Origin of the sequence: Streptomyces cavernicola (genome assembly GCF_029968035.1) — a bacterium.
Taxonomy (GTDB): Bacteria; Actinomycetota; Actinomycetes; order Streptomycetales; family Streptomycetaceae; genus Streptomyces; species Streptomyces cavernicola.
Window position 1 is genome coordinate 40,956 of the sequence record NZ_JASCIQ010000017.1, and the last position, 15,725, is coordinate 56,680.

15 protein-coding genes are annotated in these 15,725 nt (G+C 70.4%); 6 read left to right on the plus strand and 9 right to left on the minus strand.

All coding sequences use genetic code 11. From position 1 onward, the window contains the following. Positions 1 to 122: 122 nt before the first annotated feature. The 5 genes from QIS96_RS17395 (at position 123) to QIS96_RS17415 (ending at position 5,251) form a co-directional block, all read left to right on the plus strand. Positions 123 to 1,343, plus strand: coding sequence for an RNA-guided endonuclease InsQ/TnpB family protein (locus QIS96_RS17395; protein WP_282543531.1), 1,221 nt, complete (start codon positions 123 to 125; stop codon positions 1,341 to 1,343). Positions 1,344 to 1,476: 133 nt separating this feature from the next. Beyond that, positions 1,477 to 2,559 carry a metallophosphoesterase gene (locus QIS96_RS17400; protein ID WP_282543532.1) on the plus strand — a complete coding sequence of 361 codons (1,083 nt, stop codon included), beginning with the start codon at positions 1,477 to 1,479 and terminating at the stop codon, positions 2,557 to 2,559. Positions 2,560 to 2,607: 48 nt separating this feature from the next. Then, positions 2,608 to 2,952, plus strand: a complete 345-nt coding sequence (locus QIS96_RS17405; RefSeq protein WP_282543533.1) for a PDDEXK family nuclease — start codon at positions 2,608 to 2,610, stop codon at positions 2,950 to 2,952. Positions 2,953 to 3,248: 296 nt separating this feature from the next. Further along, entirely contained in the window at positions 3,249 to 3,893 is a 645-nt protein-coding gene (locus QIS96_RS17410) for a helix-turn-helix domain-containing protein (RefSeq protein WP_282543534.1), read from the plus strand. Next, the gene (locus QIS96_RS17415) at positions 3,890 to 5,251 is read left to right on the plus strand and encodes an MFS transporter (protein WP_282543535.1); all 1,362 of its coding nucleotides are present in this window, start codon (positions 3,890 to 3,892) and stop codon (positions 5,249 to 5,251) included. Before QIS96_RS17410 ends, QIS96_RS17415 begins: the two co-directional genes overlap by 4 nt. 27 nt (positions 5,252 to 5,278) lie before the next feature. On the opposite strand, the gene QIS96_RS17420 is transcribed toward QIS96_RS17415, so the two are convergent. Together QIS96_RS17420 and QIS96_RS17425 are read right to left on the minus strand one after the other, a co-directional pair. Continuing rightward, positions 5,279 to 5,761 carry an SAM-dependent methyltransferase gene (locus QIS96_RS17420; protein ID WP_282543536.1) on the minus strand — a complete coding sequence of 161 codons (483 nt, stop codon included), beginning with the start codon at positions 5,759 to 5,761 and terminating at the stop codon, positions 5,279 to 5,281. Positions 5,762 to 5,858: 97 nt separating this feature from the next. Continuing rightward, positions 5,859 to 6,884, minus strand: coding sequence for a hypothetical protein (locus tag QIS96_RS17425; protein ID WP_282543537.1), 1,026 nt, complete (start codon positions 6,882 to 6,884; stop codon positions 5,859 to 5,861). 160 nt (positions 6,885 to 7,044) lie between these two features. Here QIS96_RS17425 and QIS96_RS17435 point away from each other — a divergent pair, with 160 nt between their 5' ends. Beyond that, positions 7,045 to 7,242 carry a nuclear transport factor 2-like protein gene (locus QIS96_RS17435; protein ID WP_282543632.1) on the plus strand — a complete coding sequence of 66 codons (198 nt, stop codon included), beginning with the start codon at positions 7,045 to 7,047 and terminating at the stop codon, positions 7,240 to 7,242. Positions 7,243 to 7,262: 20 nt separating this feature from the next. Here the strand turns inward: QIS96_RS17435 and QIS96_RS17440 are convergent, their stop codons facing one another. The 7 genes from QIS96_RS17440 to pcaD form a co-directional block, all read right to left on the minus strand. Next, entirely contained in the window at positions 7,263 to 9,080 is a 1,818-nt protein-coding gene (locus QIS96_RS17440) for a gamma-glutamyltransferase family protein (RefSeq protein ID WP_282543538.1), read from the minus strand. 14 nt (positions 9,081 to 9,094) lie between these two features. Next, positions 9,095 to 10,183, minus strand: coding sequence for an ABC transporter ATP-binding protein (locus QIS96_RS17445; RefSeq protein ID WP_282543539.1), 1,089 nt, complete (start codon positions 10,181 to 10,183; stop codon positions 9,095 to 9,097). Then, complete coding sequence (locus QIS96_RS17450; protein WP_282543540.1) at positions 10,180 to 11,142, minus strand: ABC transporter ATP-binding protein; 963 nt, start codon at positions 11,140 to 11,142, stop codon at positions 10,180 to 10,182. The genes QIS96_RS17445 and QIS96_RS17450 overlap by 4 nt, the downstream gene beginning before the upstream one ends. Beyond that, entirely contained in the window at positions 11,139 to 12,050 is a 912-nt protein-coding gene (locus tag QIS96_RS17455) for an ABC transporter permease (protein WP_282543541.1), read from the minus strand. The genes QIS96_RS17450 and QIS96_RS17455 overlap by 4 nt, the downstream gene beginning before the upstream one ends. Next, complete coding sequence (locus QIS96_RS17460; protein ID WP_282543542.1) at positions 12,047 to 13,003, minus strand: ABC transporter permease; 957 nt, start codon at positions 13,001 to 13,003, stop codon at positions 12,047 to 12,049. Before QIS96_RS17460 ends, QIS96_RS17455 begins: the two co-directional genes overlap by 4 nt. Next, on the minus strand, positions 13,000 to 14,505 hold the full coding sequence (locus QIS96_RS17465; protein ID WP_282543543.1) for an ABC transporter substrate-binding protein: 1,506 nt from the start codon (positions 14,503 to 14,505) through the stop codon (positions 13,000 to 13,002). Before QIS96_RS17465 ends, QIS96_RS17460 begins: the two co-directional genes overlap by 4 nt. A 323-nt stretch (positions 14,506 to 14,828) precedes the next feature. Further along, positions 14,829 to 15,635 carry a 3-oxoadipate enol-lactonase gene (gene pcaD, locus QIS96_RS17470; RefSeq protein WP_282543544.1) on the minus strand — a complete coding sequence of 269 codons (807 nt, stop codon included), beginning with the start codon at positions 15,633 to 15,635 and terminating at the stop codon, positions 14,829 to 14,831. Positions 15,636 to 15,725 lie beyond the last annotated feature (90 nt).

Here is a 15,725-nt window from a genome sequence, read left to right on the forward strand (position 1 = left end):
GCAAGGCGGTGCAAGTCGAATCGCCGCTGGGCGCGATTCGGCGTCCACCATCGGTGCTCGTGAGGAGCTCCGAGTTGATCGACGGGGCTCAACTGTCAGTCCTCCCGGGTAGGTTGATGTGCATGGCTGCGGGAGCGAAGGCGGATGGTGCCGGGTGTGCTCGGTACACGTACCGTCTGCGCGTGTCCGGTTCGGCGCAGCGTGCGCTGGAGGCCGAGTGGGAGCGCTGCCGTTGGATCTGGAACGAGTGCGTCGCGAAGTCCAAGGCCGTGGATGAAGCGGCGAAGGCGAGCGGCGAGAAGCTGGCTTGTGGGCCGGCCCGGCTCGACCGGATGCTGACCGAGGCCCGCAAGAGCACAGCCTGGCTGCGCGCGGGTTCGTCTGTCCCTCAGCAGCAGCTCATACGTGACTTCGGCAAGTCCCGCGCCAAGGCGTTGAAGGACATCACGGACCGGTTGCCGGTACGACAGCGGGCTGGGATGCCCCGGTTCAAGCGGAAGCGCGAGACCTCTCCGACGCTGAACTACACGAAGCGCGGCTTCCGGCTGAAGGACGGTCGCCTGCATCTGGCGGGTGGGATCGTCGTACGGCCGGTGTGGTCGAGGGAACTGCCTGGGCCGCCCTCGTCGGTGCGTGTGTACCGCGACAGCATCGGGCACTGGTACGCGTCGTTCGTGACCAGGGCCGTGACCGATGAACTGCCCGCCACCGGGCGGGTGATCGGCATCGACTGGGGTGTGGCGGAGACCGCGACCACTACGTCCGACGGCCACGACCTTCCTCACGCCCAGCACGGAAGGAAGGCCCAGGCCAAGCTGTCGCGGTACGACCGGATGATGGCCCGGCGCAGGCCGAAGAAAGGCCAGGCTGCCTCGAAGGGCTACCGCAAGGCGAAGAAATTGCGGGCCAAGGCCTGCAAGAAGATCGCCCGGCAGCGCGAGGACACCGGCCGTAAGTGGGCGAAGAGGGTGGTCCGCGATCACGACAAGGTTGCGGTGGAGGACTTCCGCCCGAAGTTCCTCGCGAAAACCACCATGGCCCGCAAGGCCGCTGACGCCGCGATCGGCGCTACCAAGAAGGCCCTGATCGAGATGGGCCGCAAGCACGGGAGGAACATCCGCCTCGTGCATCCCGCGCACACCACGATGGACTGCGCACAGTGCGGAGCGAGAACCAAGCACGCACTTCCGCTCTCCGAGAGAACCTACGCCTGCACCGCGTGCGGAGCCGTCTTGCCCAGGGACAAGAACTCCGCGCGCGTGATGTTGGTCCGGGCAGGTTGGAACCCGGATGGTGCTGAGGGCGCAAGACCTGTGGGAGCGCTGCTCCCGCAGGCGGCCTGAGCCATGAATCCCCACACACGCCCGAAGGTGCCGTGCAAGCGGCGTCCGGCCGCCAGGACGGACGGGAACCCCCACCTTCAGGCGGGGGAGCCTTCAATTCATCTCCCCAGCCCGACCGACGAGGAGACACAGGATGCAGTCCCAGGGAATCAGCAGGCGCGCGATGCTCGCGGGGGTGGGCGGCGTCGGCACCGCCGTGGCCCTCGGTGCGCTCGGCCGGCAGGCGATGGCGGCCGAGGACAGCACGGCCAAGTTCCCGCTGCCGGCCAAGCGCGAGTTGAACGTGCTGGTCACGGGAGACGCGGGCACCGGCACCCCCGCCCAGTTCGCCGTCGCGGCCGCCGCGCGCAAGCTGTGCGAGAAGCGCGGCGTCGACCTCGCCATCGGACTCGGCGACAACATCTACGAGAACGGCCCCGAGGACGTACTGGACGACGAGTTCAGCACGAAGTTCGAGGAACCCAACAAGGGCATCGACGTCCCCTGGCTGATGGTGCTCGGCAACCACGACACCAGCGGCATCATCCCCGGCAGCGGCGGCCGCCCCTCCCGCGGCGACCACGAGATCGCCTACCACCGGCACTCCGCCCGCTGGTACATGCCCGACCGCCACTACTCCGTGGCCGTCCCCCAACACGCCCCCGTCGCCGAGTTCTTCGCCATCGACACCACACCCCTCTCCTCGTACGTCCTGCAGACCGACCCCGAGTACCACTGGGACGGCCCCTTCGCCCACAAGCAGCGCGCCTGGCTGGCCGATTCACTCGCCGCGTCCGACGCCCGCTGGAAGTTCGTCTTCGCCCACCACCCGCTGCGCAACAACGGCACGCACGGCAACGCGGGCGCGTACGAGGGCATCACCTGCGGCGACTACATGAGCGGCAAGCACGTCAAGAAGCTGTACGAGGAAGTGGTCTGCGGCAAGGCCGAGTTCATCCTCTCCGGCCACGACCACACGCTCCAGATCCTGGACACCGCCGCCGACCACCAGGGCACCCAGCAGATCGTCTGCGGCGCCGCCGCCAAGACCAAGGGCAAGGCCGACCGGCCCGAGAACAAGGAGCTCTGGGCGGCCTACGACACCCTCGGCTTCATGATGCTCTCGATCAACGCCGACCGCGTCACCACGGACGCGTACACCGTCGACCCGGAGACGTCCGAGTACCGGCACGCGTACCGGCATACGCGGACGGAGCGGATCGGGGGGCGTCAGTAGGTCAGGCAGGGGCCGCCAGTAGGCCAGGACCGACCAGAAGACGCCACTTTGTCCTCGCCGACCGCGACCGGGCCCAGGCCATCCGTCCCCGTCCTGGCGGTGGTGCTCGCCGTCGCCGTGGTGGGCGGGGGCGGGTGCGCGCTGTGGAGGGCGCACCGGCGCGCGGTCCGGCAGGACCGGCAGTGGCGGGCGCAGGAAGAGGCCAGAGAGCGGGAGTTGCCGATGCCTGAGGTCGATGCGCTGTCCTGGCAGGACTTCGAGAAGTACGTCGCCGATCTGTGCCGTCGGGACGGCTGGACGGGGAACGGCCTCGGCCAAGCCCTTGAAGGACAGGTCGAGGTGCGCGAGGTCGGATGGGTGAACTCCACTGGTGCCACGCTGAGTTGGCCGTGAACGGCAGACCGGTCACGGCGCCGTGACCTGGGGTGCCAGGTCGAGATTGCACTCGCTCAGGCTCGCTTCAGCCTGGTTCCCTTCAGCGGTGCGGCGGCGGTTGGCCTGGCCATAGGGCTCGCCGTCACGCTGACCAGGGTTTTCCTCCGAACTGTCATGCCCCTGGCGGAAGTTGACCAGAAGCAGGGGAAGCGGCCACCTTCAACAGCGCGCCGGCCAGGGACCGCCAACCACATCGCAAAGGAAGTTCTGCAAAAACACTTTTGGAAAACAGCTGCGCGCTCTAGCCTCCCGCCATGGTCAGCGACGAACAGAGACGCGTACTCGATCCCGAGCAGGACGCGGCAGCCCTGAAGGCCCTCACGCACCCGTTGCGTATCCGACTCCTCGGCCTGCTGCGGCAGGACGGTCCGGCCACCGCCACCGAACTCGCGGCCAGCACAGGGGAGTCGTCCGCGTCCACCAGCTATCACCTGCGAGTCCTGGCGAAGTACGCGTTCGTCGCCGAAGCCGAGCACCGTGACGGGCGGGAGCGCCGCTGGCAGGCCGTGCACGCCGTGACCTCCTGGAGCAACGAAGCCATGGAGGCCTCACCCGGAAGCCGCGCCTACGTCAGCTTGTCGCGCAGGGCCCAGATCGAGCACTTGGAGAGATCACTCGACCGGCACGAGGCCGACATAGCCGAGGGGCGGCTGGGACAGGAGTGGGTGGAGCCTTCCGGGATCAGCGACTTGATGCCCCGTATGACCCCCGAGTCGCTCACCGAACTCTGGGAGCTCCTGGAACGGAAGCTGGAGGAACTGACCGCCCGCGACGCGCTGGATCCGCGCGCCGCACAGGTCGTGCTCCTCACCGCCGGGCTCCCCCTGGCGCCGCGCGACCGGGCCGCGGAGCCGGACACATCTCCCGACACGGCGGCAGACGCCGAGCACGCGTCATGACGGAACCGCTGGACATACGCGCCGCACGCCGCCGCTACATCACGGTCTGCGTCCTGTTCTGGCTGCCTCTCGGACTGGCCATCGCGCCCCAGATCCTGCTGTTCACCGAGCGCGGTATGACCATGACGGCCATCGCGGGCTTCTTCGCCGCGCATTCCCTCACCGCCGCCGCGCTGGAACTACCCACCGGAGGACTGTCCGACGTCCTGGGACGCCGTACGGTTCTGGCCACCGCAGGCCTGCTGAACCTGACCGCCCTGATCATCGGGGGCCTGGGCACCGCACCCTGGCTGCTCGGCCTGGGCATGGCCCTGCTCGGCGCGGGCCGTGCCCTGTCCAGCGGACCGGCCGAAGCCTGGTACGTCGACACCGTCCAGGCACACTCCGGGCCCGACGCCGATCTGCGCACCGGACTGGCCCGCGGCTCCTCCGCGACCTCCGCCGCACTCGCCACCGGCACCCTCCTCGGCGGCGCCCTGCCCTGGCTGCTCGGCCTCGGCCCCGACCTCGGCGCCCAACTGCGCGAGGCGAGCGCCGAGTTGGTGCTTCCCCTTTCGGTTCCGATGCTCCTTGGCGCGGTGGTCGAGGCCGCCTTCGTGCTGTACGTCCTGACCGCGCTGCGGGAGCCGTCCCGACCGGCAGCCACCTTGCACGACGTACTCCGAGGCATCCCGGCGACCGTCGTGGACGGACTGCGGCTGGGAGGCCGCGACGCGCTGGTCCGCCGGGTGCTCCTCAGCGCAGGAGCCGCCGGCAGTGCCCTGGCCGTGATCGAACTGCTCACGCCGGGCCGGGCCGCGGCTCTCACGGGCGCATCGGAGTCGGGGGCGGTGCTCTTCGCCGCACTCGCCTGCACCGGATTCATCTGCGCGGGCATCGGCAGCCACCTCGCACCGCTGACCGCTCGGCTCGCCGGACGTTCCGAACGTGCGGTCCTGGTGAGCCTCGGCGCAAGCGCGACAGGCCTGCTTCTGCTCGGCGCCACCGCGGCGTTCACAGGAAAGGCCTCCCTGCTCCTCGCGGCCATCGGCTACGCCCTGGTCTACCTCGGGCTGGGCGCGGCGGGGCCGAGCGAGAACGACCTCTTGCACCGCCGCGTCGCCAGTGCGGGCCGGGCCACCGCGCTGTCCATCCAATCTCTGGCTCTGCAACTGGTGGCAGCTCTCACCGGCTTGATCATCGGCCTGCTTCCGGCCGGCCCCCTCCCCTGGCTGCTGGGAGGCGCCGTGTTGCTCGCCGGAGCCGCCCTGTGGATTCAGCGCAGCGCTCCCACACCCGAGACCCGGACGGCAACACCTCAGCCGCACACCGTGCCGTCCGACCCGAGCGCCCAGACGGGTACGTACGGGAGAGCGTGACGTCGTCCCCGCGGGGCCCTCGACCGGTCAGTAGTAGGCGCTCATGATGTCGGTGGCCCAGTCGGGCTGGACGGTGTCGCCCTGCGGCCCGAACTCGGTCATGTACGGCTTGATGTCGAGGACGGGGCTGCCGTCGACCGCGTCCAGGCCCTGGACGTGCAGGTCGAGTCCGTCGACGTGCAGCAGGCGGCAGCGGGAGACGCCGATGCGGTTGGGCCGGTTCTTGCCGCGCTGCGCGAAGATGCCGACCAGGGGCCAGTCGGTGTTGCCGCGCGGGTGACGGGCGCCGCTCTGGATCTTCGCCACGGGGACGCGGTCGAAGTGGTAGACGATCTCCAGGTGCGAGAACGCGTCCAGGCCGGCCAGGGCGTCCTCGCCGAACTGCTCGCCGTCCAGGCAGATCACGGACTCGACCTTGCCCCAGTCGTCGTCGTAGACCTCCTCGCGGCCACCGACCACCCGGCCCACCGGGACCGACACCACCTGGGCCGAGGTGTTGTTCTCGGACATCTGCCGTGCCTTTCTGTCGGAACTTGTCATCACTGTGCGGGAGTTGGCGGCGGTCCTCGGCCGTCCGTCCCGTACGCCGTGGAGGAGCTGCCCGGTCTCAGACGGGGAGCGCGCCGGGGAATCGGGATGTGGGTACGTCGGGGTGCGTGCCGGAGATCCATCCGTGTCCCTGCGTACGGGTTTCAGGGACGAAGCCGCAGTGGACGGAGAGGTTGCGGGCGGCGGCGCTCGTGTAGGGGCAGCCGTTGGCGTATTCCGCGGCTTCCCGGGGGTCCGATGCGTCGTCCCGGTACTTGATCTCGAAGGGCAGCGGGTCTCCCGTGAACTGCGGGTCTCCGTATGTGCTGTAGCCCCGCACGAGGCGCCCGTCGCGGGCGACGTACCAGTTCTCGGCCTCGTGGTACGGGTCGACGCTGTAGAAGTGCGCTTCACCGCATTTCCGGCTGAGTCTGTCGGCGAGCGTGAAACCGCTGTGGTCGTCGATGAACGAGTCGCCCCAGAGGAGCCGCCAGTTCCTGATCGGGAGTGTCCTGTCTCTGTTCGTCAACTCGGGTGTGATGAAGACTCGGTGGGCCGAATCCTGCGAGCCCTGGGATCCCGGTGAGCCCTGCGGGTGCGGCAGCTCGATGCGGTCGGTGAACCTCGTGGCGGCGGCCACGCCCATCTCCGTGGTGGCGGGGCGCAGGTCGTGCAGTCCCAGAACGGATACGGCGTCCTGAGTTCGGTCTGCGGGGAACGCCAGCCAACGGCCCGTGTCCGCAGGGAGCCTGACGGGGAGTTCCGCGAGGAGTTTGATCCGTACGAGACGCTCCACCGCGCTTCGGTCGGCGCGGTCGAGGCTCTCGCCGCCGCCGAGTGCGGCCAGGGCCACCAGAGCCTTGCCGCGCAGGCGGCCGGGGCCCTGCCGCCGGATGTGCCGAAGACGGCGTTCCGCCTCCGTGCCCAGACGCCGCAGCACAGGCTCGGCGTCGCCGAGGCCCGCCGAGCCGCCCTCGCGGACGTACGGCAACACATGGTCGACGGCTTCTGCGCCGAGCGCGACGAGAGCATCCACCGCGGCCTTCCAGGTACCGCGGTCCGAGGCGGAGAGGTTCCGCGCGTGGGCGTCGACTGAATCCGGCATAAAACACAGCCTAGTTGTCGTGCAGCGGCTGCGGATTGAGCAGTGACGGCAGTAGTGAGCTTCAGCTCGTCACACCGAAGTCGTGCCCCGCCCACGCCACGTCGTCCGCCTGCACGCCAGGGGCCCCGGCCAACGTGGTAGGGGTCATCGTGGTGAACGCGTGGACTTCCCGATGGAGGTGGGACTGGTCGGCGTAACCGCACTCCGCCGCGACTCGGGACGCGGGCTCGGCAGCCCCTACCGCGTCGACTACTGCTTCGTCTTCGAACTCCGTGCCGGCCTCTTCACCCGGGTCCGCGAATACGCAGACACGGCCCGCGGACACCGCATGGTCTTCGGCGAACGTACGCAGCACTGACCTCCCCAGGCCGCCCAACCTCACCGCCCCACCGCATACCCCTGCATCCCCCGCGGGTTCGCCGCCGCGCTCAGTACGCCCGTGCGCGGGTCGCGGGCGACTGCGCAGAGGCGGCCCTCGGACCAGGGGTCGCCGACCGTGACGTCGTGGCCGCGGGAGCGCAGGTCCTCGATGACGTCGGCCGGCATGCGGGACTCCACCGTGACGCTGCCGGGGCGCATCCCGCGCGGGTAGAAGGAGCCGGGGAAGGAGTCGTTGTGCCAGTTCGGGGCGTCGATGGCGCCCTGGAGGTCCCAGGAGCCGCGTACGGCGGCGCGCAGGGCGACCGACAGGAAGAAGTGGAGCTGCCACTGGTCCTGCTGGTCGCCGCCGGGGGTGCCGAAGGCCATGACCGGGACGCCGTCCTTGAGCGCGAGTGACGGCGTCAGCGTCGTACGGGGGCGCCTGCCCGGGGTCAAAGAGTTCGGCAAGTCCTCGTCGAGCCAGGCCATTTGGAGGCGCGTGCCGAGTGGGAAGCCGAGCTCGGGGACGACGGGGTTGGACTGGAGCCAGCCGCCGGAGGGCGTCGCGGCGACCATGTTGCCCCAGCGGTCGACGACGTCGACATGGCACGTGTCGCCCCTGGTGGCACCGTCCTCGGCGACCGTCGGCTCGCCCGCGCCCGCCGCCGGTACGCCCATCGCGTCGAAGCCGGGCTCGCCCGACGCGACCGCGAGAGCCTGCCGGCTGAGTTTCGGCTCGCGCCCCTCGGGGCTGCCGGGGCGCAGCTCGTACGAGGCCTTCTCGCCGATCAGCGCGCGCCGCGCGGCGTTGTAGCCGTCCGAGAGGAGTGTCGGGAGGAGCGCCGGGGCCGGGACCTCGGCCGCGTCCCCGTACCAGGCCTCGCGGTCCGCCATCGCGAGTTTGCAGCCCTCGATCAGCAGGTGGACGTACTCCGCCGAGCCGTACGCGGGCAGTTCCTCGACGGGCGGAAGCAGCGCCAACTGCTGCAGGAAGGCCGGGCCTTGGCTCCAGCCGCCGGCCTTGCACAGCGTCCAGCCGTTCCAGTCGTACGTGGCGGGCGCCTCGTACGTGGCCTGCCAGCCGGCCAGGTCGGCGGCCGTCAGTGTGCCCGTGTGGCGCGTGCCGCTGGTGTCCATGGTGGGCCGCTGCGCCTGTGCGACGAGGGCCTCGGCGATGAAGCCCGCGCGCCAGATCTCGCGGGCGTTCTCGATCTCCTGCTCGCGGTCGTCGTGCGCGGCCTCGGCGAGCAGGCGGCGCCAGGTGGCGGCGAGCGCCGGGTTGCGGAAGAGCTCGCCCGGCTGCGGGGAGCGGCCGCCGGGCAGGTACACGTCCGCCGACGAGGTCCACTCGGCCTCGAACAGCTCGCGTACGGTCTCGACGGTCTCGCCGACGCGCTCGACGGGCGCGTGGCCGTCCTCGGCGTAACCGATGGCGTACTTGAGGACCTCGGCGAGCGTTCGGGTGCCGTGGTCGCGGAGCAGCAGCATCCAGGCGTCGAAGGCGCCCGGCACCGCGGCGGCCAACGGGCCCGTGCCGGGGACGAGTTCGAGGCCGAGCTCGCCCCGGTAGTGGGCGATCGTCGCGCCGGCCGGGGCGACGCCCTGGCCGCACAGCACCTGCGGTGTTCCGCCGGCGGGCGCCAGGATGATCGGGACCTCCCCGGCCGGGCCGTTGAGGTGCGGCTCGACGACGTGCAGGACGAAACCGGCGGCGACGGCCGCGTCGTACGCGTTGCCGCCCTCCTCCAGGACGGCCATCGCGGACTGCGAAGCCAGGTAATGCGTGGAGGACACCATGCCGAAGGTGCCTTGCAGGGTCGGGCGGGTGGTGAACATGTCCAGGCTCCAGGTCAGTTGTGCGTGTTCGCGGCCGCCGCGTCGGGCGCGGTGCCGTCCTCGGCGACCAGGTGGCAGGCCGCCTGCCGTTTCCCGTCCGGCAGGGTGCGCAGGGCCGGGACCTCGGTCCTGCAGCGGTCCTCCGCGAGCGGGCAGCGCGTGTGGAAGCGGCAGCTGTCGAACACGCCGCGCGAAGGGCGTCCTGCCGGGGTGGTGGTCGGGCGACGGGCGGGCGGATCGAGGGGGCTGGGGAGTTCGCCGCTGAGGACGATGCGCTCGCGGGTGCGCTGCGCCCCCGGGTCCGGTACGGGCGCCGCCGACAGGAGCGCCTGGGTGTACGGGTGTTTGGGGTCGGCGAACAGTGCGGCCGTGGGCGCTTCCTCGACGATCTGCCCGAGGTACATCACGGCGATCCGGTCGGCGAGGAACTCCACCGCCGCCAGGTCGTGGGTGATGAACAGGCAGCCGAAGCCGCGGTCCCGCTGCAGGTCCGCCATCAGGTTCAACACCGAGGCCTGCACGGACACGTCGAGCGCGGACGTCGGCTCGTCGGCCACCACCAGGTCGGGCTCGCAGGACAGGGCGCGGGCGATGGACACGCGCTGCCGCTGGCCGCCGGAGAGCTGGTGCGGGTGGCGGTCGGCGTGCTCGGGGCGCAGGCCGACCTGCTGCAGGAGCTTCTCGACGCGCCGGCGGGCCTCCTCGCCCTTGGCGATGCGGTGCAGCCTGAGCGGCTCGGCGACGATCTCGCCGATCGTCATGCGCGGGTCGAGCGAGGAGGACGGGTCCTGGAACACCAGGTGGAACTTCCGGCGCAGCGGCCGCAGTCGACGCCGCGACAGGTTCGTCACGTCCGTACCGGCTATGTGCACGCTGCCGGAGGTCGGCTCGTCGAGTCGTACGGCGATCCGGCCGACGGTCGACTTCCCGCTGCCGGACTCGCCGACCAGGCCCACGACCTCGCCCCGGCCGACGGTGAGGCTGACCCCGTCGACGGCGCGCACCGGGCCGAAGTGGCGGGTGAGGGCGCGGAGTTCGAGGGCTTGCTCGTACGCGGTCTCCGCGGCGTGCTCGGCCGCGTTCCCGGTCGCCTTGTCGTTCATCGGGCCTCCACCTCGTGCGGGTGCCAGCAGGCGGCTCGGTCCAGCTGCGGGCGCTCGGCGGTGCACCTCTCGGTCGCGCGCGGGCAGCGGGGCGCGAAGGTGCACGCGTCCGGCTGGGCCTCCAGGCTCGGCACCAGGCCGGGGATCTCGGGCAGCCGCCGTTTGCCCTCCGCACCGGGTTTGAGCACGGCCCCCAACAGGCCGTTGGTGTAAGGGTGTCGGGGCTGCGCGTACAGCTCATGCACCTCGCCGTGTTCGACGACGCGGCCCGCGTACATCACCAGGACCCGGTCGGCGATGTCGGCGACGACGCCGAGGTCGTGGGTGATCAGGACGATCGCGGTGCCGAGGCGTTCGCGCAGCGACCGCAGTACGTCGAGGATGCCCGCCTGCACGGTCACGTCGAGCGCGGTCGTCGGCTCGTCGGCGATGAGCACCGACGGGTCGCAGGCGACGGCGATGGCGATCATGACGCGCTGGCGCATGCCGCCGGACAGCTGGTGCGGGTACTCGCCGACGCGTCGGCGCGGGGCGGGGATGCCGACCAGGTCGAGGAGTTCGACGGCGCGCTCGGCGGCCTGCTTGCGGCTGAGGCCCTGGTGTCTGCGCAGCACCTCGCCGATCTGCCGGCCCACGGTGAGCACCGGGTTGAGCGAGGTCATCGGCTCCTGGAAGATCATCGCCAGGTCGTTGCCGCGGACCCGGGCGAGCTCCTTCTCGCTCGCGCCGACCAGTTCACGGCCGCCGAGCCGCACCGAGCCGGTGACCGTCGCGGTCGGCGGCAGCAGGCCCATCGTCGCCATCGACGTGACGGACTTTCCGCAGCCGGACTCGCCCACGACCGCGAGGACTTCGCCGGGCCGCACTTCGTAACTGATGTCGTCGACGGCGTGCACGGTGCGCCCGCCGGACCGGAAGGAGACGGACAGGTCGCTCACTTTCAGTACAGGCTCGGTCATCGGGTCGCTCCACGGGGGTCGAGGACGTCCCGCAGGCCGTCGCCGAGCAGGTTGAAGGCGAGCGTCGCGGCGACGATCGCGAGACCGGGGAAGACCGCCATCCAGGGCGCGGCGGCCAGGAAGGACTGGGCGGAGGACAGCATCACGCCGAGCGACGGCTCGGGCGGCTGCACGCCGAGGCCCAGGAAGCTGAGCAGCGCCTCGCCGATGATCGCGGCGGGGATGCCGACGGTGGCCTGGACGGTCAGCGCCGAAGCGGCGTTGGGCAGGATGTGCCGGAAGAGGACGGTGCCGTCGCCGCCGCCGTTGGCGACAGCGGCGGCCACGAAGTCCACGTTCTTCAGGCGGAGGGTCTCGGCGCGGGTGATGCGGATGACGGCCGGGACCTGCGAGATGCCGATCGCGATCGTGGCGTTCAGGAGGGACGGGCCGAGGATGGCGGCCAGGCCCACGGCGAGCACCAGGAACGGGAAGGCCAGCATCGTCTCGGTGATCCGGGACACCGTCGAGTCGGCGAACCTGCCGTAGTACCCGGCGAGCAGCCCGAGCGGCACGCCCACCACGAACGCCAGGACCACCGCGAGCAGGCCGACCTGCAGCGAGGCGCGCAGCCCGTGGAAGACGCGGGAGAGCTGGTCGCGGCCGAGGTCGTCGGTGCCGAGCCAGTGGGACCAGGAGGGCTGGGCGAGCGCGTTCTCGAAGTCGGCCTGCGCCGGGTCGTACGGGGAGATCAGCGGGGCGAGCAGCGCGGCAAGGACGAAGAGCGCCGCGATGACCCCGCCGGTCAGGGCGAGCCGGTCGCGGAGCAGGGCGCGGGTCCGGGTACCGCCTGCCGCGCGGGCGAGGCGGGCGCGTGTCGGGCTCGTCAGCGCTGTTGTCGAGGTCGTCGGGGTTGTCGGGGTTGTCATCGGGGAGCACCTCCGAGCCGGATCCGCGGATCGATCACCGAATACGCCACGTCCACAAGGAGGTTGATCAGGATGTACGCCGCCGAGGTGCACAGCACGACTCCTTGCAGCATCGCGTAGTCGCGGGTGAAGACGGCGTCGATGGTGAGCTTGCCGAAGCCCGGCAGGACGAAGATCTGCTCGGTGACGACGGCGCCGGAGATCAGCTGGCCGAGTTGCAGGCCGAGGATGGTGACGACGGTGACCAGGGAGTTGCGCAGCGCGTGGCTGCCGATGACCTGCCTGCGGCTGAGCCCCTTGGCGCGGGCCGTGCGCACATAGTCCGCGGACAGCGAGTCGAGCATCGCGGCGCGGGTCTGGCGCATGACGACGGCGGCGAGCCCGGAGCCGAGGACGATCGCGGGCAGCACCATGCGGCGCAGGTTGTCGACCGGGTCGACGCCGAAGGGCACGTAACCGGAGGCCGCGAAGACGGGTACGGCGATGGCGAGGGAGAGGACCAGGACGATGCCGAGCCAGAAGTTCGGCACCGAAAGGCCGAGCAGGGCAAGGCCGTTGGCGAGCCACTCCGAGGGGCGGCCGCGGCGCACGGCCGCGATCACGCCCGCGCCGATGCCGACGACCACGGCGAACAGCAGGGACAGGAGCGCGAGTTCGACGGTGACGGGCAGCGCGCCCACGATCGCGTCGTCGACCGGGAGGCCGGTGCGCGCGGAGACGCCCAGGTCGCCGGTGACGGCGTGGGAGACGAAGCGCCAGTACTGCTCGAAGATCGAGTCGTTCAGGCCGTACTGCTCGCGGATCGCGGCGAGCGCCTCGGGGCTGCGTTCCTCGCCGGCCAGGGCGAGGGCCGGGTCGCCGGGGATCGCCCGGACGCCCGCGAAGACCACGACGCTGACGAGGAAGAGGGTGATCAGCGACTGCCGGAGCCGCTTGAGGAGATAGTGGTTCATCGCGCGTACCCCGCAGACTTCACGCGGACCAGGCCGTCGCCGTAGACCCGCAGTCCGGCGATGTCCTTCCCGGCGACGACGTAGTTCTTCTGCCGGTAGAGGTAGATGAGGGTGTGCTCGGCGTTGACCTTCTCGGTGAGCTCGCGGTAGATCTTCGCGCGCTCGCCCTGGTCGCCCTCGGTGCGACCGCGTGCGATCAGCTCGTCGATCTTCTCGTCGCCGAGTCCGTACGCGTTCATGGCGCCCCGGGTGGTCAGGAAGCTGGCGATGTTGCCGTCGGGGTCGAGCCGTCCGGACCAGCCGCTGCGGAAGGCGTCGTAGCGGCCGGAGTCGGTCTCCTCCAGCATCGAGGCGTACTCCATGGGCCGCAGGGACACCTGGAATCCGGCGTCCTTGGCCATGGACTGCACGACCTGGCCGAGACGGATGTCCTCGGGGGTGTTGTTGACCGTGTACTCGAAGCGGACGGGCGTCTTCACCCCGGCCTCCTTGAGCAGTTTCTTGGCGCCTTCGACATCGCGCTCGGGGCATTCGCTCGCCCGGACGCCGGGTGCGATGGCGGACTTGGGGGAGACGGGGCCGCAGGCGGGCTCGTACATCCCCTGGAACACGATCTTGTTGATCAGCTTGCGGTCGAGGGACTTCTCGAAGGCCTCGCGGACGCGGACGTCACGGCCGAGCGGGGTGTCGATCCTGCCGGGCTGCTCGCCGAGGCCCTTGGTGTTGCCGACGTTGATGCCGATGCCCTGGTAGCCCATGGAGGGCGAGTTGAAGAGCTTCAGCTTGGGGTCGGTGAGCACGCTGGTGACCTCGACCGGCGTCATCTGGTCGCCGATCTGGACGTCCCCGGAGCGGAGGTTGGCGAGCCGGACGTTGCCGTCGGGGATCGGCCGGTAGATGACCTGGTCGAGGTGCACGGCGTCCGCGTCGTAGTACTTGTCGTCCTTGACGAGCACGATCCGGTCGCCGCCGACGCGCTCCTTGTACTTGAACGGGCCCACGCAGGAAGGGTGGTTGGTGAAGTTCTTCCCGTACTTCTCGATCGCCTTCGGCGAAAGGACCATGCCCGCCCGGTCGGCGAGGACGGTGGGCAGCGGGGTGTACGGCTGCTTCAGCGTGATCCTCACCGAGTACGGCCCGGTGGCCTCGACGCCCTCGACGGGGCCGAGTTCGGTGGCCCGTGCGGAGCCCGCGATGTCGCGGTGCCGCTTCAGGGAGGTGACTACGGCGTCGGCGTCGAGCTTGGTGCCGTCGCTGAAGGTGGCGTCCTCGCGGACGTCGAAGGTGACGGTGCGGCCGTCGTCGGATATCTCCGGCAGCTCGGTGGCCAACTGCGGCACGAGCTGCCCGTCCTCGTCGCTGTCGTACAGCTTCTCGCACATGGACGCGAACACGGTCCGGCCCACGAGGGTCTGGGCGAGCGACGGGTCGAGCTTGTCGGGGTCCGAGGCCAGGGCGACGGTCAACGTGCCCCCGTCCCTGGCCTCCCGGCCGTCGGCCATGTGCGCTCCGTCGACCTCGGTCGCCGGCGACTGCAGCGATGCGCAGCCCCCGGTGGTGACAAGAAGCAGCCCAACTGCCGCTGCTGGAAGCGCTGTTCGGCGCACGGGAAGGTACCTCCTGCCGCAGGAGACCAAGGAATACCGCAGACCGTATTTCGCATACAGTCCGTGCGACAAGGGCTCGTACGGAAGAAGATCGAGACGGGGTTCACGCGGTGACCGTGACGGGGTTTACGCGGTGACCGTGACGGGGTTTACGCGGTGGCCGCCAGGACTGTTCCGTCAGGACGGTTCTGTGAGGACTGTTCCGTGCGGACGTTCCGTCAGGACGGTTCCGTGAGGAAGGTGAGGACGGCGTCGAGGAACTCCTCCTGCGCTTCGACGTTCGCCATGTGCACCGTGGGCAGGACCGTGAACCGCGCGCCGGGGACGGTCGCGGCGAGCTCCTGCCCGTGCCCGGCGGATGTGACGGTGTCGTGCTCGCCCGCGATGACCAGCGTCGGGCTGTGGATCAGCGTGGCCGTGCGACGCAGGTCGTAGTCGCGGACCGCGGCCCAGCTCCCGGCCACGCCCTCGCGCCGCGTGCCGAGCAGGGTGCGGCGGAAGCCCTCGACCACCTCGTCGTCGCCTCGCAGCATGTGGTCCGGGAACCAGTTGTGCAGGAACATCTCCGCGGTGGCCCGCATGTCGGGGGCCGCGAGGAGGTCGGCGATCGGCCGATCCCACTGATTCGCCGGACCGAGGGACGCGGCGGTGTTGGAGAGCACCAGGCGCTCGACGCGCTCCGGTACGTGGATCCCCAACCACTGCGCGACGATCCCGCCCAGAGACAGCCCGAGCACATGCACCCGCTCCAGGCCCAGGCCGTCCAGCAGCTCCACCACGTCGCGTCCGAGGCGGTCCAGGGAGTACGGGCCGCTCGGCACATCGGAGACGCCGTGGCCCCGAGCGTCGTAGCGCAACACCCTGAAGTGCGCGGTCAGAGCGGGCACTTGGCCGTCCCACATGTGGAGGTCGGTGCCGATGGAGTTCGAGAGCAGCAGCACCGGCTTGTCCTCGTCACCGTCGAAGCGGTAGGCGATACGGACGCCGTCGCCGGTGGTGATGGCGGTAAAGGGCTGAGAAGTCATGCCAACTCCAGTGATCCAGCGGTTGGTTACGCACTCAGCCTAGGAACGCCGCCTGCAGACAGCTATTACAAAGATCGAACGAGCCCTGTA

Bases quoted from the DNA above. Each gene is read 5' to 3' on its own strand.
- QIS96_RS17395 (WP_282543531.1), top strand. From the start codon at position 123: ATGGCTGCGGGAGCGAAGGCGGATGGTGCCGGGTGTGCTCGGTACACG.
- QIS96_RS17400 (WP_282543532.1), top strand. From the start codon at position 1,477: ATGCAGTCCCAGGGAATCAGCAGGCGCGCGATGCTCGCGGGGGTGGGC.
- QIS96_RS17410 (WP_282543534.1), top strand. From the start codon at position 3,249: ATGGTCAGCGACGAACAGAGACGCGTACTCGATCCCGAGCAGGACGCG.
- QIS96_RS17415 (WP_282543535.1), top strand. From the start codon at position 3,890: ATGACGGAACCGCTGGACATACGCGCCGCACGCCGCCGCTACATCACG.
- QIS96_RS17420 (WP_282543536.1), bottom strand. From the start codon at position 5,761: ATGTCCGAGAACAACACCTCGGCCCAGGTGGTGTCGGTCCCGGTGGGC.
- QIS96_RS17425 (WP_282543537.1), bottom strand. From the start codon at position 6,884: ATGCCGGATTCAGTCGACGCCCACGCGCGGAACCTCTCCGCCTCGGAC.
- QIS96_RS17440 (WP_282543538.1), bottom strand. From the start codon at position 9,080: ATGTTCACCACCCGCCCGACCCTGCAAGGCACCTTCGGCATGGTGTCC.
- QIS96_RS17445 (WP_282543539.1), bottom strand. From the start codon at position 10,183: ATGAACGACAAGGCGACCGGGAACGCGGCCGAGCACGCCGCGGAGACC.
- QIS96_RS17450 (WP_282543540.1), bottom strand. From the start codon at position 11,142: ATGACCGAGCCTGTACTGAAAGTGAGCGACCTGTCCGTCTCCTTCCGG.
- QIS96_RS17455 (WP_282543541.1), bottom strand. From the start codon at position 12,050: ATGACAACCCCGACAACCCCGACGACCTCGACAACAGCGCTGACGAGC.
- QIS96_RS17460 (WP_282543542.1), bottom strand. From the start codon at position 13,003: ATGAACCACTATCTCCTCAAGCGGCTCCGGCAGTCGCTGATCACCCTC.
- QIS96_RS17465 (WP_282543543.1), bottom strand. From the start codon at position 14,505: ATGGCCGACGGCCGGGAGGCCAGGGACGGGGGCACGTTGACCGTCGCC.
- pcaD (WP_282543544.1), bottom strand. From the start codon at position 15,635: ATGACTTCTCAGCCCTTTACCGCCATCACCACCGGCGACGGCGTCCGT.